This window comes from Aquisalimonas asiatica (assembly GCF_900110585.1).
Classification (GTDB): domain Bacteria; phylum Pseudomonadota; class Gammaproteobacteria; order Nitrococcales; family Aquisalimonadaceae; genus Aquisalimonas; species Aquisalimonas asiatica.
In genome coordinates, this window is record NZ_FOEG01000002.1 from 12228 (window position 1) to 30537 (window position 18310).

Consider the following 18310-nt stretch of genomic DNA (forward strand, 5'->3'; position numbering starts at 1 on the left):
GGTCAATGGGCTCCGTTCGATCGGGTTTCATCCAGCCCGTGGATGCTGAGTCCGCCGAAAGCGGACCAACCCAGCCAGTAGGGCTCAAGGGCAGCCGCCACGACCGAGAGATGGTCCAGATCGCCGTCAAAGGTGTACCGGCTCGCGGGGATGTTGACGGCCCCGCTGTAGGAAAACGCCCGGCCGGGCAATCCCGCGGCCGGCTCGGCCAGGAGCAGCAGTACCGGGGTCTGGTCCACGGAAACCAGCCATAGCCTGCCGGTATCGTCATCCGAGCGCACATACCGCCGCTGGGTCTCGTCCGGCAGCGACCCGGCTTCCAGCGCCATACGGATCCGGTGGCCGTGGTTCTCCCCCCAGGAGAGGAACGGCTCGGCGTCATGTCGCAGCCGCTCCGGGTCCGTGTGGTAGTTCATTACGGTCATGCGTACGCCGGACCAGTCCAGGGCAGCAAACAGCTTCTCCCCCCAGCGCGGGTGGATGCCCCACCAGGAAGGCACGACAAGATCAACGGGCATGGCGCCGTCCAGTGCGTCCTGTGCGACAGCGACGGTATCGACCCAGCGCTCCCGCCAGAGGTCGTGATTCTGGGCGAACCCGGGCAGCAGGTAGGGTTCGATGTCCAACTGGACACCTGCCAGGCGGGCGCCCGCTTCACTGGTCTCGTTGAACTGGCGAAACGCCTTCATCCGCGCACGCAGGGCCGGCCAGCTCTGCTCCAGCACATCGTGCGGATCGCCGACAACCGCCCACACGGCCAGCCCCCGCTCACTGGCATCCGCGAGAAAACGGGCGAGCGCCTCCGGGCTCTCGACACCCCCCGCGCTGGTCGGCACCGAGACGTACAACTCGTCGAGCCCCTGCTCTTCCGCGGCGGCCCAAAGCGTCTCCGGCCGGTCCTGCCAGAACCCGGGCGACCAGAACCACGCCCCGCGGGGCGCCTCCTGCTCCCGCTCCCGCGGCTCCATGCGTATGTCATCAATGCGCAGCGCGGCGCTCTCCGCCGGGCAGACGACGGTCAGTGAGGACCAGTTCCGGTCATTGCCGGGGACGGGAAAGCGGAAGGTCTGCGGTTCGGTATCATCCACCGCAAGCGTACCCAGCGTCAGAGGGGTTTCCTCGTCGTCGCGCCGGCTGTCGCCGATCGCCACCTCAAACGCTCCGCTGCCTCGAGCCTCCACCACCAGCTGCATGGGTGACGACGCCAACCAGCGTCGCCCGGAGCGAAAGAGCACGCCGGCGACGCGGGACCCGGCCTCGCAGCGCAGCGTGTTGTCCGCCTCAACGCGCACGCGCTCGTCCACACCGAAGGCCCTCGGCTCGAAGTCGCGGACCACGGACTCGTTGAACGGCAGATATGACCGTTCCGGCGAGGCCAGCGGGATGTTGCTGATGACCTCGCTCACGGTCACGGCGTCGCCATCAAACCGACCCTGCAGCGTCAGAGAATACAGGTCCTCGTCGGGCAGGTCCGGCTCCGCCGGCCCGGCCCAGAGCACCTGATCGACGGCAATGCCCGGCAGCGTCTGCCGGACACAGCCCTCGGGTGCCGCGCCGGTCTCGTCCGCCAGCAGCAGACGCTGGCGCGAGCCGTCCACGCCGTAATAGGGAGCCTCGAAGCGCGCACTGCCGACAGCGTCATCCTCTTCGCAGATCATGATGGAGGCGGTATCGGCCAGTAGTGTGGATGCGTATGCGCCAAACCAGAAGACGATCCCGAGGAGCACCAGGCGCTGGACAACGGTTGCATGGGCGACTCGAACCATTCCGGCTCCTCTGTGGCCTGCGCCAGCGTGATCGACGCGAATACAGTATCGACCACGCCGTCGTCCGGCGGATTGACGTGGGTCACAACCGGCAAAGTCACTGGGCACAGCACCGGTGGTGACAGTCCCGGTACGTGTGCCTCCCTGTCCATGGCTGCGCGCGACGTTACCAATCGGCTAAGCTGTTGGTCTCTTCTGGTCACAAGGATTCGTGCCGATGGCCGCTTCAAACGCAGTATTTCAGTGGGGCATCGTATCACCCGGGCGTATCGCCCAGACCTTTGCCTCGGCACTATCCTCGGTGGACGATGCCCGACTCGGCGCCGTGACCAGTCGCGATACCGATCGGGGCCGGGCCTTTACGGAGGCCTTCCCGCAGCCCGGCCCGGAGCCAGCGGTTTACACGGATTACGCCGCAATGTTGGCCGACCCTTCTATAGACGCGGTTTATGTCGCCAGTCCGCACCGCTTTCATCACGAACAGGTGCTGGCTGCCCTGAGAGCGGGCAAGCCGGTGCTGTGCGAGAAGCCGATGACGGTGACGGCCGCCCAGGCCGAGGAACTGATGCAGGTGGCGGACCAACAGGGCGTTTTCCTGATGGAGGCAATGTGGTCACGGTTTCTGCCCGTCTGGCAGCAGGTGCGCCGCTGGCTGGACGACGGCCGCATCGGCCCGGTGCATACCCTGCATTCGGAGTTCTGTGTCGACATGCCGCGCAACACCTCGGATCGGTTGTTCGACCCGGCGCTGGCCGGTGGCAATCTGCTGGACATGGGGGTGTACTGTATCGCCCTGAGCCGGTTCGTGACCGGGCGAGATCCGGATCGCGTGCAGTCGGCAACCCGGCTCGGCCCCACCGGGGTGGATGAGCGGACCGCGGCCATCCTCGATTACGGCGACCTGGTCAGTCAGTTCACGAGCAGTTTCCTGGGCCAGCGTCGCAATGGGTTTCGGATCGAGGGCGAGCGCGGCGTCATAGAGATTGACGCGCTCTTCTGGGCCTCGGAAAGCGCTCGCCTTACCGAGGTGACGGCGGCCGAGTCGCCCGCGGTGGAGCGATTCGAACAGCCCCACCGCGGCAACGGATTCGAGTATCAGATCGAAGCCGCCATGGCGTCCATTCGGGCCGGCGAGCGCGAGTGCCCCGGCATGCCCTGGGCCGCCACCCTGGGCACCGCCAGGGTCATGGACCGGATGCTGCGCGATGCCGGCGTGACCTTCCCTTTCCTCTGACAACGCCTTGCCGGGTTCCCGGGGCGTCACGGCCTACTGCGTCAGCCTGGATGCCTACGCAGGCTGGTGTACTTCACCCAGCAACCACTCCCGGAACTGCCCGGCGATAGGCCGCTCCTCGCCCGGGCCCGCGCTGGCGACAAAGTACGCCTGCTCACAATCCAGCGACCGATCACTCACCTGCTCCAGCGTCCCGGCGGTGAGCTCCGCCTGGTGCAACTCCGGTACGCCCAGGAGCACACCCTGACCGGCCAGGGCCGCCTCCTGCGCCAGCAGCCCATTGCCAAACCGCAACTCCCGCAGCCCGCCGCTCTCGCTGCCCTGCTGCCTGAACCACTCTTTCCACCCGCACGCCTCACCGAAGCGATCGAGGGTGCCATCACGCAGCAGCGGCAGCGTGTGCAGTGACTCGGCTCCGGTCACGTTGCGCGCCAACGCCGGCGCGCACATCGGTACCAGCGTCAGCCCCATGAGCCGCTCCGGCTCGATATCGGCATAGTGGCCATAACCAAGGCGCACGGACACGTCGATGCCAGCGCGCTTGAGATCCGCTGCGCCGAAGGCGCTGTCCCTGGCGCGATCGACCGTCTGCAGGCTCGCCTGCAGCCGCACCTCGGCGTCCGGGCAAATAGCGTAAAAACGATGCAGGCGCGGCACGATCCACTTGGTGGCAAACAACGGCTCTGCGCACACGGTCACGATCAGCCGCTCGTCGCCGTGGGAGCGGATCTTCTCCACGGCCTGCTCCAGCGCCTGAAAACCCTCGCGCAGGTCCGGCAACGCCTCGCGCGCCGCCGGCGTCAAGCTGACCCGCCGGTGGTGGCGCACGAACAGCTCGACACCGAGATACTCCTCCAGCGCCTTGATCTGATGGCTGATCGCCGCCGGCGTGACGTTCAGCTCCTTCGCCGCCGCAGCAAAGCTCCTGGTGCGCGCTGCAACCTCGAAATAGGCCAGTGAGGTCAGGGACGGCAGTCGTAGCATGACCAGTACTCGCAATTCGTGACAGGCCACCGACACGGTCAGGTGGGAGGCCCTCACTATAATCAATGCCGCTCCGGAAACCACGCCGGGGCCAGCCGGCTGGCGCCCGGCTCATGGATGATCAGGCCCCGTTGACCGTCACATCGGCCGTAATGGAATTGCGAATGAAGCAGTTCTTGTGCGCATTGGCGTGGATTTTCTCGATCGCCGCTTCGCCGGGCACCTTATCGCCGCCAAACGTGACCTGGGGCGACAGCTCGATGCGCGTGACTTCCCTGCCCTTCTTCTCGTTCTGCTCCAGGTAGCCCTTCGGGTTATCCGTGTACGACTCAACCCGATACCCCTGCATCTCGGCAATCGCCAGGAAGAACAGCATGTGACAACTGGACACTGCGCTCACCAGCATCTGCTCCGGATCGGCACAGTTGGGGTCGCCCTTGAACTCGACCGACGCCGATACATCCACATTCTGACCACCATTCAGCGCAACCTGATGATTGCGCGAGAACGTGTTTTCCCCGGACTCGTGGGGCTGACGCTCCCAGTTGATCGCAGCACCATGCACTGACATAGCTTCCCCTCCCGTGAATTGACGCACGATCAACTTAGGAACTGCGCCACTCCGCGTAAAACGACGATTACTAAGCAAGCGGCTTAGCCTGGCTAATGTGAGGACCACTCGGCGGGAAATCGTGGCCCGGACAGAGCGATTGACGACGCAGACAGGACAACTCAAGCCACAAGGCTTAAAATCGGGCCACAGTGTTCACAAAAGGGAACGACTGCGTGGCCTACGACCTCAATGACCTCTACTTCTTCGTGCAGGTGGTGGATCACGGGGGATTCGCTCCCGCCGGCCGCGCTTTGGGAACGCCCAAGTCCCGCCTGAGCCGCCGCGTCGCTCTGCTGGAAGAGCGCCTGGGCGTTCGCCTGATCCATCGCACCACGCGCCAGTTCACCGTCACGCCCATCGGCGAGACCTACTATCGCCACTGCAAAGCCATGCTGGTTGAGGCCGAGGCGGCCGAGGAAGCGGTGGAGACCACGCGGTCAGAGCCCCGTGGCACCGTCCGCGTGAGCTGCCCGGTGGCGCTGCTGCAGTCTTACGTCGGTGACATGCTCACCGACTTCATGTTGCGGTATCCACTGGTCAACGTGGCACTGGACGCCACCAACCGGCGCGTTGACGTGGTCGGGGAAGGGATCGACGTGGCGATCCGTGTGCGCCCGCCGCCGTTGGAGGACAGCGAGCTCATCCTGCGCGTGCTGGCCGATCGGGGCCAATGCCTGCTCGCCAGCCCGCAGCTGGTGGAGCAACAGGGTGGCCAGCCTTCAGCACCGGACGACCTTGCGGCCTGGCCGACCCTGGGCCTCGGCACTCCCCAGGAGGACTTCACCTGGAACCTGTTCGGCCCCGAGGACAAGCCCGCATACGTGCCCCATGTGCCGAGACTGGTCACCACCGACATGAGCGCGCTCCGCAAAGCGGCCGTCGCCGGCATCGGCGTGGTGCAACTCCCCCGCATGATGGTCCGGCCCGAACTGGACGCCGGGCGGCTCGTGCCGGTGCTCCCGACCTGGGCGCCGCGCCGCGAGATCGTGCATGCGGTATTCCCGTCGCGGCGGGGCCTGCTCCCGGCAGTGCGGGTATTGATCGATCATCTCGCCGAAGCGTTCAACGCCCTGCACGAGGATTGAGCCGGCTCAGGCCGCACCCGGCCGCCTTGCCTGATCAGCAGCCAAGGGACGCGTTGCCGCCCCTGACCATGACCTTGCCGGCTCAATACTGATGCGCCCCATCATTCCTTGACATAGACCGCCAAATACGTGGTGGTCCCTTTACCGACACCGAGACAACCCGGTTGAGAAACCTGGAAAACTGAATGAAACTTATAGCCTTCTGATGCCCTGGACTCGAGCCGTTTCTCGAGCTCGGAAATCGCCTTGTTCGAGAACTCAGCACCAATGGACTCTACTTTATATTTCATGGCTACTCCTCTTTCTCAAGAAACAAATAATCGATACCCCCGGCGCCAGCCCGACAACGCACCAGGCGCTTATACGTCAACCTGAGACCAAGCCAGAACCCCTTCTGCCGGAAAGCCAGCTCACTGTAGTGAGAGCAACTTGGCTCAAATACGCATTTATTTCGTAATGACCGGGGCGCCAGTTTTCGATAGAAACGAAGGACGATTATGGACCATCTTACAAGACGTGACCCGGAAGGAAGGGGGAGCGCGGATATCCTCTCATCCCCCGGGGTCGTTCCAGTCAATTTGCGCTCCACGGTCGGCCGAACTGACTCATCAACGGCAAATTCGAATTTATCCATGCGCCCCTCTTACGATGCATCCCCCCAGGCACGAACCCCGCGCCTTTAGACGGACAAAGTCACAGCGGTCAGTTTGTACGGTGCCTGTGATTGTTAGGGTGTTTCCCCGACGGCGCACCCAGGCATTTCTCGATCGAGCCCTTCATGTAGGAAACGAGCGCTTCGAAGTCTTCCTGCTTCTCCCCCCACCGGTCTTCAACCGTTCCCAGATACCCCTTACGGGCATACTGCACAACCGCCGCATGCTCAGGAGGTGCTTGTTGCTCCACCCATTCCGCCGCCACATCTTTTGGCGCGATATCGCCGGTAGCCGCCGTCAGCCACATGCGTGACAACGTCAAAACCACGTTGCGCTCATCACCCGCGGCCTCCGCCAGAAGCGTGGGCAAGGAATCGCGGATTGCCCGTCGGATATCAGCCATTGGCACCGGATCGAAAACCTCCGCGGCATTGCTCCCATACAACGGCAGACTGTTGTCGATCACTTTCTTCAGAACAACTGCCAGATCAGGATCGCGGACCGGTTCCGGGACGCTCCCGGCCTCAAACAGCTCTCGTAACCACTCGCCGTACACAAACTCGGCCCGTGGCGGGAACCGCCAGGGAACAACGTCAGAAACCGCTATTACCATCAGCTCCAAAGGCCTGACGCCTTGCGCATTACCAATCGCACCAGATACGCCCATCAGCCGAGAAACCAACGTCTGCCTCTGCTCAAAGGTCGGCGGATTAGAGACAGCAACCAGAATATCCACGTCGCTGTCCCGCTTCAGACCACCACCGACGGCGGAGCCGAAGAGATAACTACCGACAATCGATTCACCAAGGACACCTTCTACGATTGACTGCGCCTGTCTCGCTTCATCTGGTATGTCCGGGCTTGCCATACTCTCCGGGGCCCCTCTCGCCCTGACACGTTGGTATTAAGGCACCTCGAAACGCCCGCAGGACGCGCTTCCGCTAACATCCTCTGGCTATACGGGCTTCGCGACCAGCATCTCACTCGCACCCTTCTGAAATCGGTAGCTGACAGGCCGCAACGAGACCTGCATACCGTCTTCGGATAGCGCCGTCATCACGTAGTCCAGGTGCTCCGAAACCGTTCCGTCCAGAGAAACAACCGGAAACACACGGACTTCGGACGCTACTCTGCACAGCTCGCGCATTGATGCCAGATGAGTCACTTCATCAACATGGTCGCTATAGAGGAACAGGTAATGGGAGCAGAGTGCCAAATCGAACTCAGGGTCACCGAATGGCAGCGAAGGGAGTGAAGCTGCTACATACCGCCCCTGCTGGAAACCGGCATCAAAATCAGCGAGGAACGTCGACATGGCCCTCATCCGAACCTCTCCAAGCTGATCAACACTTCCTACTGAGTCCCAGAAATAGCTGTCTTGCCCCTCCCGGAGCTTATCCATTACCTCCGGGTACACTTCGTCCACCCGTCGGCGTATCTCTTCAGCCTGAAAGTGGTACAGTGGATCGCAGGATGTGACTCGGTGTCCCCGGTGTGTGGCCTCTGCGTTAAAGCTCGCCGGGCCATCCCCGCACCCAACTATCTTCTTCCCCAGATCACTCTCCGATAAACCGAACATCGTCTGGTATTCTTCGAATGACCGACCCCATGGGACGATGCTGGCCAACTCCAAAATCTGACTCCCCCACGACGCGTTTGCGGCTACGAACTCACCAGCCTGATCAGGCATCCATTTGAAATATCACCAGAGGCTCTCATACAACACTTCCTCCGTAAACCGGTGAAAGATAGCGTGTATGTCTTCCCTTTCTTACCCCCTGAACCGATAGCGAAAAACATCCCTGTATTCTCCGTTCAGCTGCGGGGCCTGATAGAAGCCATTGACCCTTTCAGTGAACACGAACCCCGCCTTCAGCAGAGTTGCTTGAGCGGCCACGTTCTCCACGTCCGTGAAAGAGCTTATGTTTCTCGACCAACGAGCCTCGATCAGGTGATTCGCAGCCAGCTCCAGCGCTTCAGCGGCGTACCCTCGACCCCTGTATGGAATACCGACACCGAAGTGAACAGCCATCGACTCATCCGTCCTGACAACGGTGACCATCCCCACAGCGGCACCCTCTGTTATCGCCTCGATCACCCAAACACACTTCCCGGCATACATCAGGCTTTCCGGGGTCGAAATCTTCTGGAGCATTCGCTCGGTTTGCTCGATATTTATGTGTGGCAATCTTGCAAGATATTTCGCGGATTCGAGATTGCCAGTGTAGCTCTCGAAAATTGACGCGCCATCTTCATGCCGGTAGTGCCGTAACGCTATCCTTTCCGAGACGGTAACCATAACTTCACTTTTTCTCTGAACACCACCAGAAACGAGGGGATTCGCTGCATCTTGTTTTTCTTTCTTTGCTATAAGTCATACCGCCCCCAATCGTCTCTCCATGCCTTATACAAGACATGCTCGCAAAGCGGGTTGGAAGGTTCCAGATCCGGATGCCGAAAATTCCTGACATAGGACATCCCGACTTTTCTCATGACCGCTTGAGAACGAATATTGCGCACTGTTGCAAAAGACACTACCTCATCTACACCCAAGTGAGTGAACGCATACCGCAACGACTCGTGGGCAGCCTCCGTTGCGTACCCCATACCCCAATAGCGTTTCGCAAGACGCCAGCCAACCTCGACACATGGTGAGAAGGGCATGCTCTCCTTGGGCGTGTGCAGGCCGACAAACCCAATGAACTGACTTTGACCCGGGATCTCTACAGCCCAGAATCCCCACCCACGTTCAGCAATGAGAGACTTGATGTGTCTCCCCATACTGTAGCTTTCTTCCTCAGTCAAAAGCTTCGGGAAGAACTCCATCACGTCCTTATCCCCACACATCTGCGCAAAGGGTTGAAGGTCTTCGTCACCCCACTGCCGAAGTATCAATCTTTCCGTTGTGATCATGGGTCAGGTGGTGCCTTATCACGGTGATTAGGGCCATTCGAAGGCGAGACCAGCCAGCGCTCGCTCAGTCCATTTCCAGCACCGACGGCTGCATTTTTAAACCGCTGGCAGCGCTTGGCTTCCGGTGCGCGGATTCCATGAAGGCCAGGAGCTCAAGACTCCACCAAACGGCCGGATAGACGACCGCAACCGACCCTCTGCGTGCCTCGATCACGGCCTCCGTCTCTCTGCCTAGTGCTGAACGAAGCGGCGTCCCATCAGGGACGTCCGGCTTACCCGATTTGTAATGACCGCCTCAGCCATTCTGAGTGAACTGAGGCAAATCGTCGGTAATCTCAAACCACGGAGCCTTGCTGCCCACGAAGACATGGCGGGCTGCGCGCACGCCGGGATCAGTGTCGAGGGTGCCCAGTGGTAGCGCATAGACCTCCGGCTTTGCACCGAACTTCGTATGAATGCTGGAGCCGCAGGTTGAACAAAACACCTTGAACTCCCCGGGCGATGACTCGTAGGACTTGAGCAGCTCCTGGCCTCTGACGGTCCGCCAATCCTCGGCCCTCACCTTTGCGCAGGTTCGGAACGCCGACGCATGGAGCTTGCGACACATAGAGCAATGGCAATTGTACACATCGCTAAGATCACCATTTACTTCATATTGGACGCCTCCGCAGAGGCAGCTACCTGATAGGCTCATTTACCCAACCTCCCTGTGCTATCGACCGCAGCGCGCGCGGCTTTTTAACAGAGGCGCAGCCTTAACAAAAAGGCCGCCGCTGTGCCTGCGCTTGATACATTTCTAGCCTTCAATTGCTACTATATTCACAGACGACTTTCTTTCGAACGCCGAACCAATCGGAGCATTCAGGAAATCAACAATGTCCGGATAGTAGTTCGCGATGGTGTTGACATCATAGATTTCGTGATTGGCTGAATCATCCATATACTTCTGCGACCCTTTACCCCACATAAAGCACCAACCACTGTCCATTTAATTCCTCGACCCTTCTCGGCACACGTACCCAACCTTCTTACCGTTGCCAGTAATCATGTCGGTTGCTATGCAGCCGCCGTAGCCTCTAGCAATATTTTTTAATTCATCGGCTTTCAATTTGAATACTTTATTCATCACTGAAGATACCTGATGGAAACCCAACGCTTTGGACAGGGGCCGTAGTTTAGCGCCAGAGGAACGGAGGTCCGAACCGCGTAGCGACGCTTTACGTGCTGCAACTTTTTAAGTGTGAATATGCTACCGCCCTTTGATATTGAGTTTTTTTGCCACGAGCACCTCCAATTTAAGGAAAAGCTCCTGCTTTAGCTCAGCTCGTTTTTGCTGCATCTCTTTCTTACTATAGTTTCCAGGTGGCACTTCACCTTCAACTTTAATTCCCGTAGGCAAATGAGTAAGAAATACGACGGCACTCGTTGTTTTAAGCTTTCTTTCAAATTGGCCCGGCCTGCCACTATTTAAGCCATTCATGCCCATGGACACTTCAGCGGGGTTCAATCTCCATTTTTTTTTGTCCTGCTTCTTGCTCATGACTTAGTGCACACAACAGTGTCTACTTTTTGTGGGAAGGACCACCGCGTCCGGTGGAGGCCGAAGTCCAGCGCTTGGATAACTGGTTTGTTCGATATTTGCACGACGCTTCCGCTCCTGCTCAGTGATTTGTTCCTGGCGCTCCTCGATGGAGTTCAGCCCAAGACGTACCCGATCCTGGAGGAATGCCAACTGCCAGCCCGCTACATCCTCTCTCGCGACAGCATCTTCGAGTACTGAGACACACTCACCCATGAACTCGGGCTCTGAAACAGAATGCTGAACGACCAGCCATGCAGCCTTGGCAGCCTCTTCCCCAACTAACGAGCAGCGAGTAATTTTTCCGCGTGCAGCAACTTATTAGGAAAGCTCCCGTTCCATATAGTGCGTACCGCTTTCAGTTTTACTGATCCGGAATCCCATCCGCTTATATAACCCCACCGCCGGGTTTTCACTAAACACCCGGAGCCGGAGTAATTTAAACCCTGATTTCTGGGCTAGATTGGCAGTGTATCTAAGCGCCTGCGACCCCAAACCTTGATGCTGCCAATCCGGGTCAACTTGGAGGTCGCGGATATAGTAGGCAGACTTGTCATGACTCAACCGAAGCACCCCAACTACAGAATCATTTATAACTATCTCGTAGTTTTCAAAGTCATTCCAGTTCTTATCGAATACCGCCTGGTCCCAGCTAATCCCGAGCTCTTTGTAGTAAGGCTCCATATTTCGCCAGGTCAGCTGCTCGACAAAATCCTTGTTTCTCGCTTGCTGGAATGTGAGCTTCATTTGAGCCTTCCTAACGCTGATGGTAACCGACGCCGGAGCGCAGCGTAGGGAACCAAAAGCGGTACGCTTTTGGCGTCCGGGTGACCGCTTGGTTAAAAGACCTGACATCCAAGTTCACGAATCCTTGGCGAAAAGTTTCTGGAACAAGCGCTCTGACTCTTTTAGACCGTCCTCAGTGAACAGGACTGACTTGGCCTTACCAACCGGGTTCTCAATGAGACCCTTTTCATGAAGCCTATTCATGGCATCCCAATCAAAGGATTTCCAAGCCCGACCACCGTCATGCAAAGTCAGGTACAGCAAAGCCAATACGGCCTCATCGATTTTTTCTTCATCAATCTCCATGGCTCATCCTCTGGTGATGTGCCCTTTTTACAGTGAATATACCGCCCTCACGATGACTCGATCACCGTGACGGCGAGATATCTACCTTCACTGCAGCTGTGTGCCCTATCGCGTTTCCCCTTGTTACAGCAGATTACCGCGGGAGGGCCGTTCGGTGCCACCAATCACTTGACGGCGCGATTTCGTGCCGGAGTCATGCGGCATGGTAGGTCGCTTGCTCCGGCAGTGAAGGGGGCGATGGCGGAGGCGGTTCGTTTACTCAGCGTCGGGCGCGATCCGCGCCACAACTTCGCTGCGCTGCTCCGGTGGCAGGCGGATGATGACGCCTTCATTGGATCTGACGCTGGTGCCTGTGAGGGCGGTGATGTTGACCTGGTGGGAGACCAGGATGACGGGGTCGCCTGGCTCCATGGTGTTCACGTGCATGATGGTGTCGCGGGTCTGCTGCTCGCGATCACCACGGCCGCCGAAGAAGGAGTTGAGCGGCGGGAGTTCCACCACTTCCCCCACGTTCATCTCTTGGGCGGTGTCCATGCTGCGGCACCACTGGCTGGAGAGTACGCGGGCGCGGTCAATGCCGTGGGCCTGCAGGAACGGCTTCCAGGCGCGCGCTTGTTCCCGGCCGCGTTCGTCGAGGTTGCGCTGGGTGGAGCAGTCACCGACCTCGAAGCCTTCAGGATCGCCGACGCCCGGCGCCAGGGCATGTCGGAGCATCAATACCGCTTCGCCTTCTCGCACCAGTGCCAATGCTTCGTCTCGCTCCTCTGCGACCAGCAACGGCGGCAGCGAGAGGAGGATAACGGCCAACAGCAGGATCAATGCGGCTCGATCACCGTAGTCGGCGTGGAATCCGAACGCTCTTGGTGTCGTCATCGGATTGCTCGAATAGTATTGACACTATTCTTATACGACCCCGTTACGGAAACGTCCACATGGGCGGGAGCGCGAAGGGAGCCGGGTACGAATCATGAACCCGGCGGCGTCCGTGTTCAGGCGTCCTGCAGCAGCGCCTCTGCCTCATCCAGCCAGTGCAGCCACGCCTGGCCCGCGGTGATGCCCCGCCGCAGGGCGAGATACTGGAGGCGATAGTGGCGTGAGAGGGTCTCCGGGTCACTGAACCAGGTGGCCTCCACCTCCCGGTAGGCGGCGAGCCGCTCCTCCCAGGCCCGGCGCAGGGTGGCAAGCTCGCCGCGCAGCGCCTCATCGTCCACCAGGTCGCCAGCGAACAGTTTCACCAGCAGCGGATCCCGTGTCGCCGGGCGTGGCTGGGGTGTTGCCAGCCAGTCCCGCAGGGCGGCCTCCCCCGCCGGTGTAACGGCGTATCGCTTGCGATCCGGGCGCTCGGCCTGGGGTTCCGCTTCCATGCTCAGCAGCCCCTCCTCGTGGAGTCTTCCCAGCTCGCGGTAGATCTGCTGATGACTCGCGCTCCAGACGAATCCCTGGCGCCGCCCGAACCGCTGGTTCAGGTCGTACCCGGTGGCCGGCTCCTCGTGCAGGGCCGCCAGGAGGGCGTATCGCAGGGCCATCACAACTCCTTATGCAACTTGTTGCATAGCAAACGGGCTCAAGGCATCATTATGCAACAAGTTGCATAAGAGGGCAGCCCCATGACGCTGGAACCGTTGTTGCAAAGTACCCTGGCGATCCAGATCCATACCCTCGCCGCCGTTCTGGCCTTCGTCATCGGCGTAGGGCAGTTCCTGCTCCCGCGGGGATCGAGGGTGCACCGGGTCGTGGGGTGGAGCTGGATCGGGCTGATGGCGGTCACTGCGGGCTCGTCGTTCTTCATCCACATGGGCCGGGTTTTCGGGATCTGGAGTCCGATCCATCTGCTGTCGATCTTCACCCTGGTGATGCTGGTGTTCGCCGTCCGGGCGGCGCGCCGCCACGATGTCGCCACCCATCGCAGCATCATGATCTCGCTGTTCGTGTTCGCGCTGGTAGGTGCGGGCGCCTTCACCTTTCTGCCGGGGCGCATCATGCATGGGGTGGTCTTCGGCGGGTAGGCGCGCCGTTGATCCAGGTCAATCCGCTCCGGGTTGCGCCTGCTAGAGTGCAATCACTGGACTGGTTGCGGACCTTCCCATGCAGCATGCCACGGTTTCTTCTCGTGACGTCGTGTTCGCCACGCGCGGCCTGACCAAGGTCTATACGAACGGCGAGATGGTCATTCACGCCCTGCGCGGGGTGGATCTGGACCTCTACGCCGGCGAGCTCACGGTCATGCTGGGCGCCTCCGGATCGGGCAAATCCACCCTGCTGAACATCCTCGGCGGGCTGGACAGCGCCACGGACGGCCAGGTGCGCTACGGCGATCAGGACCTGGTCCGGGCCAGCGACCGGGTGCTCACCGCCTACCGGCGCGATCACGTGGGCTTCGTGTTCCAGTTCTACAACCTCATCTCGAGCCTCACCGCCCGCGAGAACGTAGCCATCGTCACGGACATCAGCCGCAACCCCATGCGCCCGGAAGATGCCCTGGCCCTGGTGGGGCTGGGCGAGCGACTGGACCACTTCCCTTCCCAGCTCTCCGGGGGCGAACAGCAGCGGGTGGCGATCGCCCGGGCCATCGCCAAGCGCCCCGCGGTGCTGTTGTGTGACGAACCCACCGGCGCGCTGGACTCCCGCACCGGCGTGCAGGTTCTGGAGGCCATCGAGCACGTGAACCGGGAACTCAACACCACCACGGCGGTGATCACCCACAACGTGGTAATCGCTGAAATGGCGGACCGGGTGGTGCGGCTGAGCGACGGGCGCGTCAGCGACGTCCACGTGAACGAGCAGCGCAAGGCGCCGTCCGAGCTGAGCTGGTAACCGGCGTGCGCACCATCCACCGCAAGCTGCTCCGCGATCTGGTCGACCTCAAGGGCCAGGTGGCGGCGATCGCCGTGGTGGTGGCCGCGGGCGTGATGACGCTGATCATCGCCGTAACCACCCTGGACGCCATCAGCCTGACCAAGGACCGCTTCTACCGGGACTACCACTTCGCCGACGTGTTCGTGGACCTCAAGCGGGCGCCGGAGGGCCTCGCCGAACGGCTTCGCGACATCCCCGGCGTGGATCACGTGGAGACGCGCGTCAACGCCCCGGTGCGCCTGGAGGTGCCCGGCTACGCCGACCCGGTGCGCGGGCAACTGCTGTCCCTGCCGGACGGCCGGCAACCGGACCTGAACCGGCTCTACCTGCGCGAGGGCAGCCTGCCGGACCCGGGCCGGTCGGACCAGGTGGTGATCAGCGAGCCCTTCTCCGAGGCCCATGGCCTGCGCCCCGGCGACACCGTGACGGCCATCATTCGCGGGCGCCTGGAGACCATGACGGTCAGTGGCGTGGCCCTGTCGCCGGAGTTCGTCTACCAGATCGGCCCGGCGGACCTGCTGCCGGACTACGAGCGCTTCGCCGTGCTGTGGATGAACCGCCGCGCCCTGGCCAACGCCTTCGGCATGGACGGCGCCTTCAACAATGCGGTGCTGACCCTGCAGGCCGGGGCCGACGCAGGGCCGGTCATCGACACCGTGGATACGCTGCTGGCGCGCTACGGCGGCACCGGCGCCTACGACCGCGACGATCAGGTCTCGCACCAGTTCCTGACCATGGAGCTGGATCAGCTCCGGGTCATGGCCGTAGCGCTGCCGACGCTGTTCCTGGGCGTGGCCGCGTTCCTGCTGAACGTGCTCATGGGGCGCATCGTGCGCACGCAGCGTCAGCAGGTGGCGGTGCTCAAAGCTTTCGGTTACAGCAACCGGGACATGGCCGCGCACTACGGGCTGCTCACCGGCCTGATCGTGCTTATCGGCGTGGCCGTGGGGGTGGGCATGGGCGCCTGGGCGGCCGATGCCCTGGCGGCGGTGTACATGGAATACTTCCGCTTCCCGGCCATGAGCTTCCGGCTGCAACCCCAGGTCCTGCTGCTGGCGGTGGTGGTGGCGGCCGGTGCCGCGGCGCTGGGCACTTACCGGGCCGTGCGCGGGGCGGTGAGCCTGCCGCCCGCCGAGGCCATGCGGCCGCCGGCGCCGGAGACGTTCCGCCAGGGCTGGCTGGAGCGCTCGCACCTGGGGCGGCTGCTGGATCAGCCCACACGCATCATCGTGCGCAATCTCGCCCGCCACCGCCTGAAATCCGGCCTCTCGGTGCTCGGCATCGGCCTCTCCGGCGCGCTCCTGATGGTGGGCAGTTACCAGTTCGGCGCCGTGGACGACATGCTTGATACCCAGTACCGGCTGGTGCAGACCATGGACATCAACCTCTACTTCACCGAGCCCGCCTCGGCCCACGCCGTGGCCGGGCTGCGCCACAAGCCGGGCGTTCAATACGTGGAGGGCTTTCGCAACGTGCCGGTGCGGCTGGCCGCCAACGGCCAGGACTACCGCACGGCGATCCTCGGCATGGATGCGGAACCGAAGCTGCGCCGGCTCACGGATGCGCGCGGACAGCCCCAGCGCCTGCCGCCGGAAGGCCTGGTGCTCACGGATTACCTGGCGGACTATCTGGGCCTGCGCCCCGGGGATGCGGTGCAGGTGGAGGTCATGGAGGGTCACCGGCGCACCCTGGATGTGGAGCTCGCGGCCGTGGTCAGCGAGCCCGTGGGGGTGAGCGCCTACATGGAGCGCCAGGCGCTGAACCGGCTCATGCGCGAGGGCCCGGCATTGTCCGGAGTGTGGCTGCTCACCGATGCCAGCCAGCACCCGGCACTGTACGAGGCGCTGTGGGACGTCCCGCAGATCGCCGGCATCGGGCTGATCGGCGAGGCGGAGGCCGCCATTCGCGAGTACATCGACGACACCGTGCTGATCATGATGGGCGTGCTGCTGCTGCTCGGCGGCTCCATCACCTTTGCCGTGGCCTACAACAACGCCCGCATCGCCTTCGCGGAACGGGCCCGGGAACTCGCCACCCTGCGGGTGCTGGGTTATACCCGGGGTGAGGTGAGCTGGATCCTGCTGGGCGAGATCGCCGCGCTGACGCTGCTGGCCATCCCGCTGGGCTGGCTGCTGGGCACCGGGTTCGCGATGGCATTGAGCGCCGCCATGAGCACGGATCTGTTCCGCGTGCCGTTCGTGATCACCCCGCAGACGTACGCCTTCGCCGCCGCGGGGGTGATCGTGGCGACAGTGTTGTCCGTCCTCCTGATCCTGCGACGACTGCGGAGCCTGGACATGGTGTCCGCACTGAAAACGGTTGAGTAGCCCATGACCTTGCGCAAGAAGCTCATCCTCACCCTACTCGCGGTGGCCGTCATCGGCCTGCTGGGGCTGGCCCTGTGGCCGGCGCCCGTGCCGGTCAGCACCGTCACGGCGGAGCGCGGCCACTTCGCCGAGACCGTGGAGGACGAGGGGCGCACACGCCTACCGGACCCGCACACGGTCTCCGCCCCCATCACCGGCTACCTTCGGCGCGTCACGCTCGAGCCCGGTGACGGCGTCACCGCCGGGCAGACGCTGCTGGAGCTGGAGCCGACGCCTGCCCCTGCGCTGGATGCCCGCTCCCGCAGTCAGGCCCGGGAGGCCACGGCCGCGGCCCGCGCCCGCCTGGATGCCGCGGAGGCCGAGCTGGAAGCCCGGCAGATCCAGCATCAGCTCGCCCGCTCCGAGGATCAGCGTTACCAGCAGATGTACGACCGGGAGCTCGTCTCCACGGAGCAGATGGAGCGCATCCGCGCCCAGCGCGAATCCGCCCGCACCGCCGAGCGATCGGCCCGGCACGCGGTGGACGTGGCCCGCTTCGAGCTGGATGCCGCCCGGGCCGTGCTGGAGATCGCCGACGGCGAACGCGCACCGGGTGATCAGCCCCGGCTGCAGGTTCCGTCGCCCATCGACGGCGTGGTCACCCGCCGCCACCGCTACAGCGAAGGGCCGGTGAACGCGGGCGACCCGGTGCTGGACGTCGGGGATCTGTCGACCCTGGAAGTCCAGGTGGACCTGCTGTCCATGGACGCCGTGCGTGTGCGGCCCGGGATGGCGGTGACCCTGGAGCGCTGGGGTGGCAGCGAGGACCTGCAGGGCGAAGTCCGCCGGGTGGAGCCGGGCGGCTTTCTGCGCGTCTCCGCCCTGGGCGTGGATGAGCAGCGCGTGCCCGTGCGCGTGGCGATCACCTCGCCCCGCGAGGCCTGGGAGGCCCTCGGCGACGGGTTTCGGGTCGAGGCCCGGTTCATCCTCTGGGAGGATGACGATGTCCTTCAGGTGCCCACCAGCGCCCTGTTCCGCAGTGATGGCCAGTGGTCCGTCTACGTGGTCAGCAACGGCCGCGCCGACCGCCGCCCGATCGAGCCCGGCCGGCGCAGCGGCCTGCAAACCCAGATCCTCGACGGGCTGGCGTCAGGCGAGCGGGTGATCACCCACCCGGGTGATCGCGTGAGCGACGGCGCACGGGTCCGGGCGGACGACTGAGCGCGGGA

At 62.5% G+C, this 18310-nt stretch carries 22 protein-coding genes; 6 read left to right on the forward strand and 16 right to left on the reverse strand.

What is annotated here, in order from left to right:
* Positions 1 to 2 precede the first annotated feature (2 nt).
* Positions 3 to 1766, reverse strand: a complete 1764-nt coding sequence (locus tag BMZ02_RS04780; RefSeq protein WP_091640451.1) for a hypothetical protein — start codon at positions 1764 to 1766, stop codon at positions 3 to 5.
* Positions 1767 to 1983: 217 nt separating this feature from the next.
* Between BMZ02_RS04780 and BMZ02_RS04785 the strand changes: the two genes are divergently transcribed.
* Complete coding sequence (locus BMZ02_RS04785) at positions 1984 to 3000, forward strand: Gfo/Idh/MocA family protein (protein ID WP_091640452.1); 1017 nt, start codon at positions 1984 to 1986, stop codon at positions 2998 to 3000.
* Positions 3001 to 3054: 54 nt separating this feature from the next.
* Here BMZ02_RS04785 and BMZ02_RS04790 read toward each other — a convergent pair whose 3' ends face one another.
* A complete protein-coding gene (locus BMZ02_RS04790; RefSeq protein ID WP_091641778.1) occupies positions 3055 to 3984 on the reverse strand; it encodes a LysR family transcriptional regulator in 930 nt (309 codons plus the stop codon).
* Between the two features lie 121 nt (positions 3985 to 4105).
* Positions 4106 to 4555 carry an OsmC family protein gene (locus BMZ02_RS04795; protein ID WP_091640454.1) on the reverse strand — a complete coding sequence of 150 codons (450 nt, stop codon included), beginning with the start codon at positions 4553 to 4555 and terminating at the stop codon, positions 4106 to 4108.
* A gap of 215 nt (positions 4556 to 4770) precedes the next feature.
* Here BMZ02_RS04795 and BMZ02_RS04800 point away from each other — a divergent pair, with 215 nt between their 5' ends.
* Positions 4771 to 5682, forward strand: a complete 912-nt coding sequence (locus BMZ02_RS04800) for a LysR family transcriptional regulator (RefSeq protein WP_091640456.1) — start codon at positions 4771 to 4773, stop codon at positions 5680 to 5682.
* A 101-nt stretch (positions 5683 to 5783) separates the two neighbouring features.
* Here the strand turns inward: BMZ02_RS04800 and BMZ02_RS04805 are convergent, their stop codons facing one another.
* The 13 genes from BMZ02_RS04805 to BMZ02_RS04865 form a co-directional block, all read right to left on the reverse strand.
* On the reverse strand, positions 5784 to 5972 hold the full coding sequence (locus BMZ02_RS04805; protein WP_091640457.1) for a hypothetical protein: 189 nt from the start codon (positions 5970 to 5972) through the stop codon (positions 5784 to 5786).
* A 2-nt stretch (positions 5973 to 5974) separates the two neighbouring features.
* Entirely contained in the window at positions 5975 to 6316 is a 342-nt protein-coding gene (yidD, locus tag BMZ02_RS19365) for a membrane protein insertion efficiency factor YidD (protein WP_091640459.1), read from the reverse strand.
* A 68-nt stretch (positions 6317 to 6384) separates the two neighbouring features.
* Entirely contained in the window at positions 6385 to 7203 is an 819-nt protein-coding gene (locus tag BMZ02_RS04815; protein WP_091640461.1) for an aminoglycoside adenylyltransferase family protein, read from the reverse strand.
* A gap of 87 nt (positions 7204 to 7290) precedes the next feature.
* Positions 7291 to 7650, reverse strand: a complete 360-nt coding sequence (locus BMZ02_RS19175; protein ID WP_245753946.1) for a class I SAM-dependent methyltransferase — start codon at positions 7648 to 7650, stop codon at positions 7291 to 7293.
* Between the two features lie 456 nt (positions 7651 to 8106).
* Complete coding sequence (locus BMZ02_RS04825; protein WP_091640463.1) at positions 8107 to 8634, reverse strand: GNAT family N-acetyltransferase; 528 nt, start codon at positions 8632 to 8634, stop codon at positions 8107 to 8109.
* A 68-nt stretch (positions 8635 to 8702) separates the two neighbouring features.
* Positions 8703 to 9248 (reverse strand): GNAT family N-acetyltransferase, encoded by a 546-nt coding sequence (locus BMZ02_RS04830; RefSeq protein ID WP_091640465.1) that lies wholly within the window; start codon positions 9246 to 9248, stop codon positions 8703 to 8705.
* A gap of 295 nt (positions 9249 to 9543) precedes the next feature.
* Positions 9544 to 9942 (reverse strand): GFA family protein, encoded by a 399-nt coding sequence (locus tag BMZ02_RS19370; protein ID WP_091640466.1) that lies wholly within the window; start codon positions 9940 to 9942, stop codon positions 9544 to 9546.
* A gap of 102 nt (positions 9943 to 10044) precedes the next feature.
* Positions 10045 to 10236 (reverse strand): immunity protein Imm33 domain-containing protein, encoded by a 192-nt coding sequence (locus BMZ02_RS19375; protein ID WP_216110698.1) that lies wholly within the window; start codon positions 10234 to 10236, stop codon positions 10045 to 10047.
* Between the two features lie 261 nt (positions 10237 to 10497).
* The gene (locus tag BMZ02_RS18730) at positions 10498 to 10788 is read right to left on the reverse strand and encodes a hypothetical protein (RefSeq protein WP_139209146.1); all 291 of its coding nucleotides are present in this window, start codon (positions 10786 to 10788) and stop codon (positions 10498 to 10500) included.
* Between the two features lie 360 nt (positions 10789 to 11148).
* A complete protein-coding gene (locus tag BMZ02_RS04850; RefSeq protein ID WP_091640468.1) occupies positions 11149 to 11574 on the reverse strand; it encodes a GNAT family N-acetyltransferase in 426 nt (141 codons plus the stop codon).
* Between the two features lie 114 nt (positions 11575 to 11688).
* Complete coding sequence (locus BMZ02_RS04855) at positions 11689 to 11919, reverse strand: DUF6429 family protein (RefSeq protein ID WP_091640469.1); 231 nt, start codon at positions 11917 to 11919, stop codon at positions 11689 to 11691.
* A 255-nt stretch (positions 11920 to 12174) separates the two neighbouring features.
* The gene (locus BMZ02_RS04860; RefSeq protein WP_171909812.1) at positions 12175 to 12792 is read right to left on the reverse strand and encodes a histidine phosphatase family protein; all 618 of its coding nucleotides are present in this window, start codon (positions 12790 to 12792) and stop codon (positions 12175 to 12177) included.
* Between the two features lie 116 nt (positions 12793 to 12908).
* Positions 12909 to 13445, reverse strand: coding sequence for a PadR family transcriptional regulator (locus BMZ02_RS04865; protein WP_091640471.1), 537 nt, complete (start codon positions 13443 to 13445; stop codon positions 12909 to 12911).
* Positions 13446 to 13526: 81 nt separating this feature from the next.
* Here BMZ02_RS04865 and BMZ02_RS04870 point away from each other — a divergent pair, with 81 nt between their 5' ends.
* The 4 genes from BMZ02_RS04870 (at position 13527) to BMZ02_RS04885 (ending at position 18302) form a co-directional block, all read left to right on the forward strand.
* On the forward strand, positions 13527 to 13925 hold the full coding sequence (locus BMZ02_RS04870; protein WP_091640473.1) for a DUF2306 domain-containing protein: 399 nt from the start codon (positions 13527 to 13529) through the stop codon (positions 13923 to 13925).
* Between the two features lie 79 nt (positions 13926 to 14004).
* Positions 14005 to 14733 (forward strand): ABC transporter ATP-binding protein, encoded by a 729-nt coding sequence (locus BMZ02_RS04875; protein ID WP_091640475.1) that lies wholly within the window; start codon positions 14005 to 14007, stop codon positions 14731 to 14733.
* A 5-nt stretch (positions 14734 to 14738) separates the two neighbouring features.
* On the forward strand, positions 14739 to 17102 hold the full coding sequence (locus tag BMZ02_RS04880; RefSeq protein WP_091640477.1) for an ABC transporter permease: 2364 nt from the start codon (positions 14739 to 14741) through the stop codon (positions 17100 to 17102).
* Positions 17103 to 17105: 3 nt separating this feature from the next.
* Entirely contained in the window at positions 17106 to 18302 is a 1197-nt protein-coding gene (locus BMZ02_RS04885) for an efflux RND transporter periplasmic adaptor subunit (protein WP_091640479.1), read from the forward strand.
* The last annotated feature ends 8 nt before the right edge of the window (positions 18303 to 18310 follow it).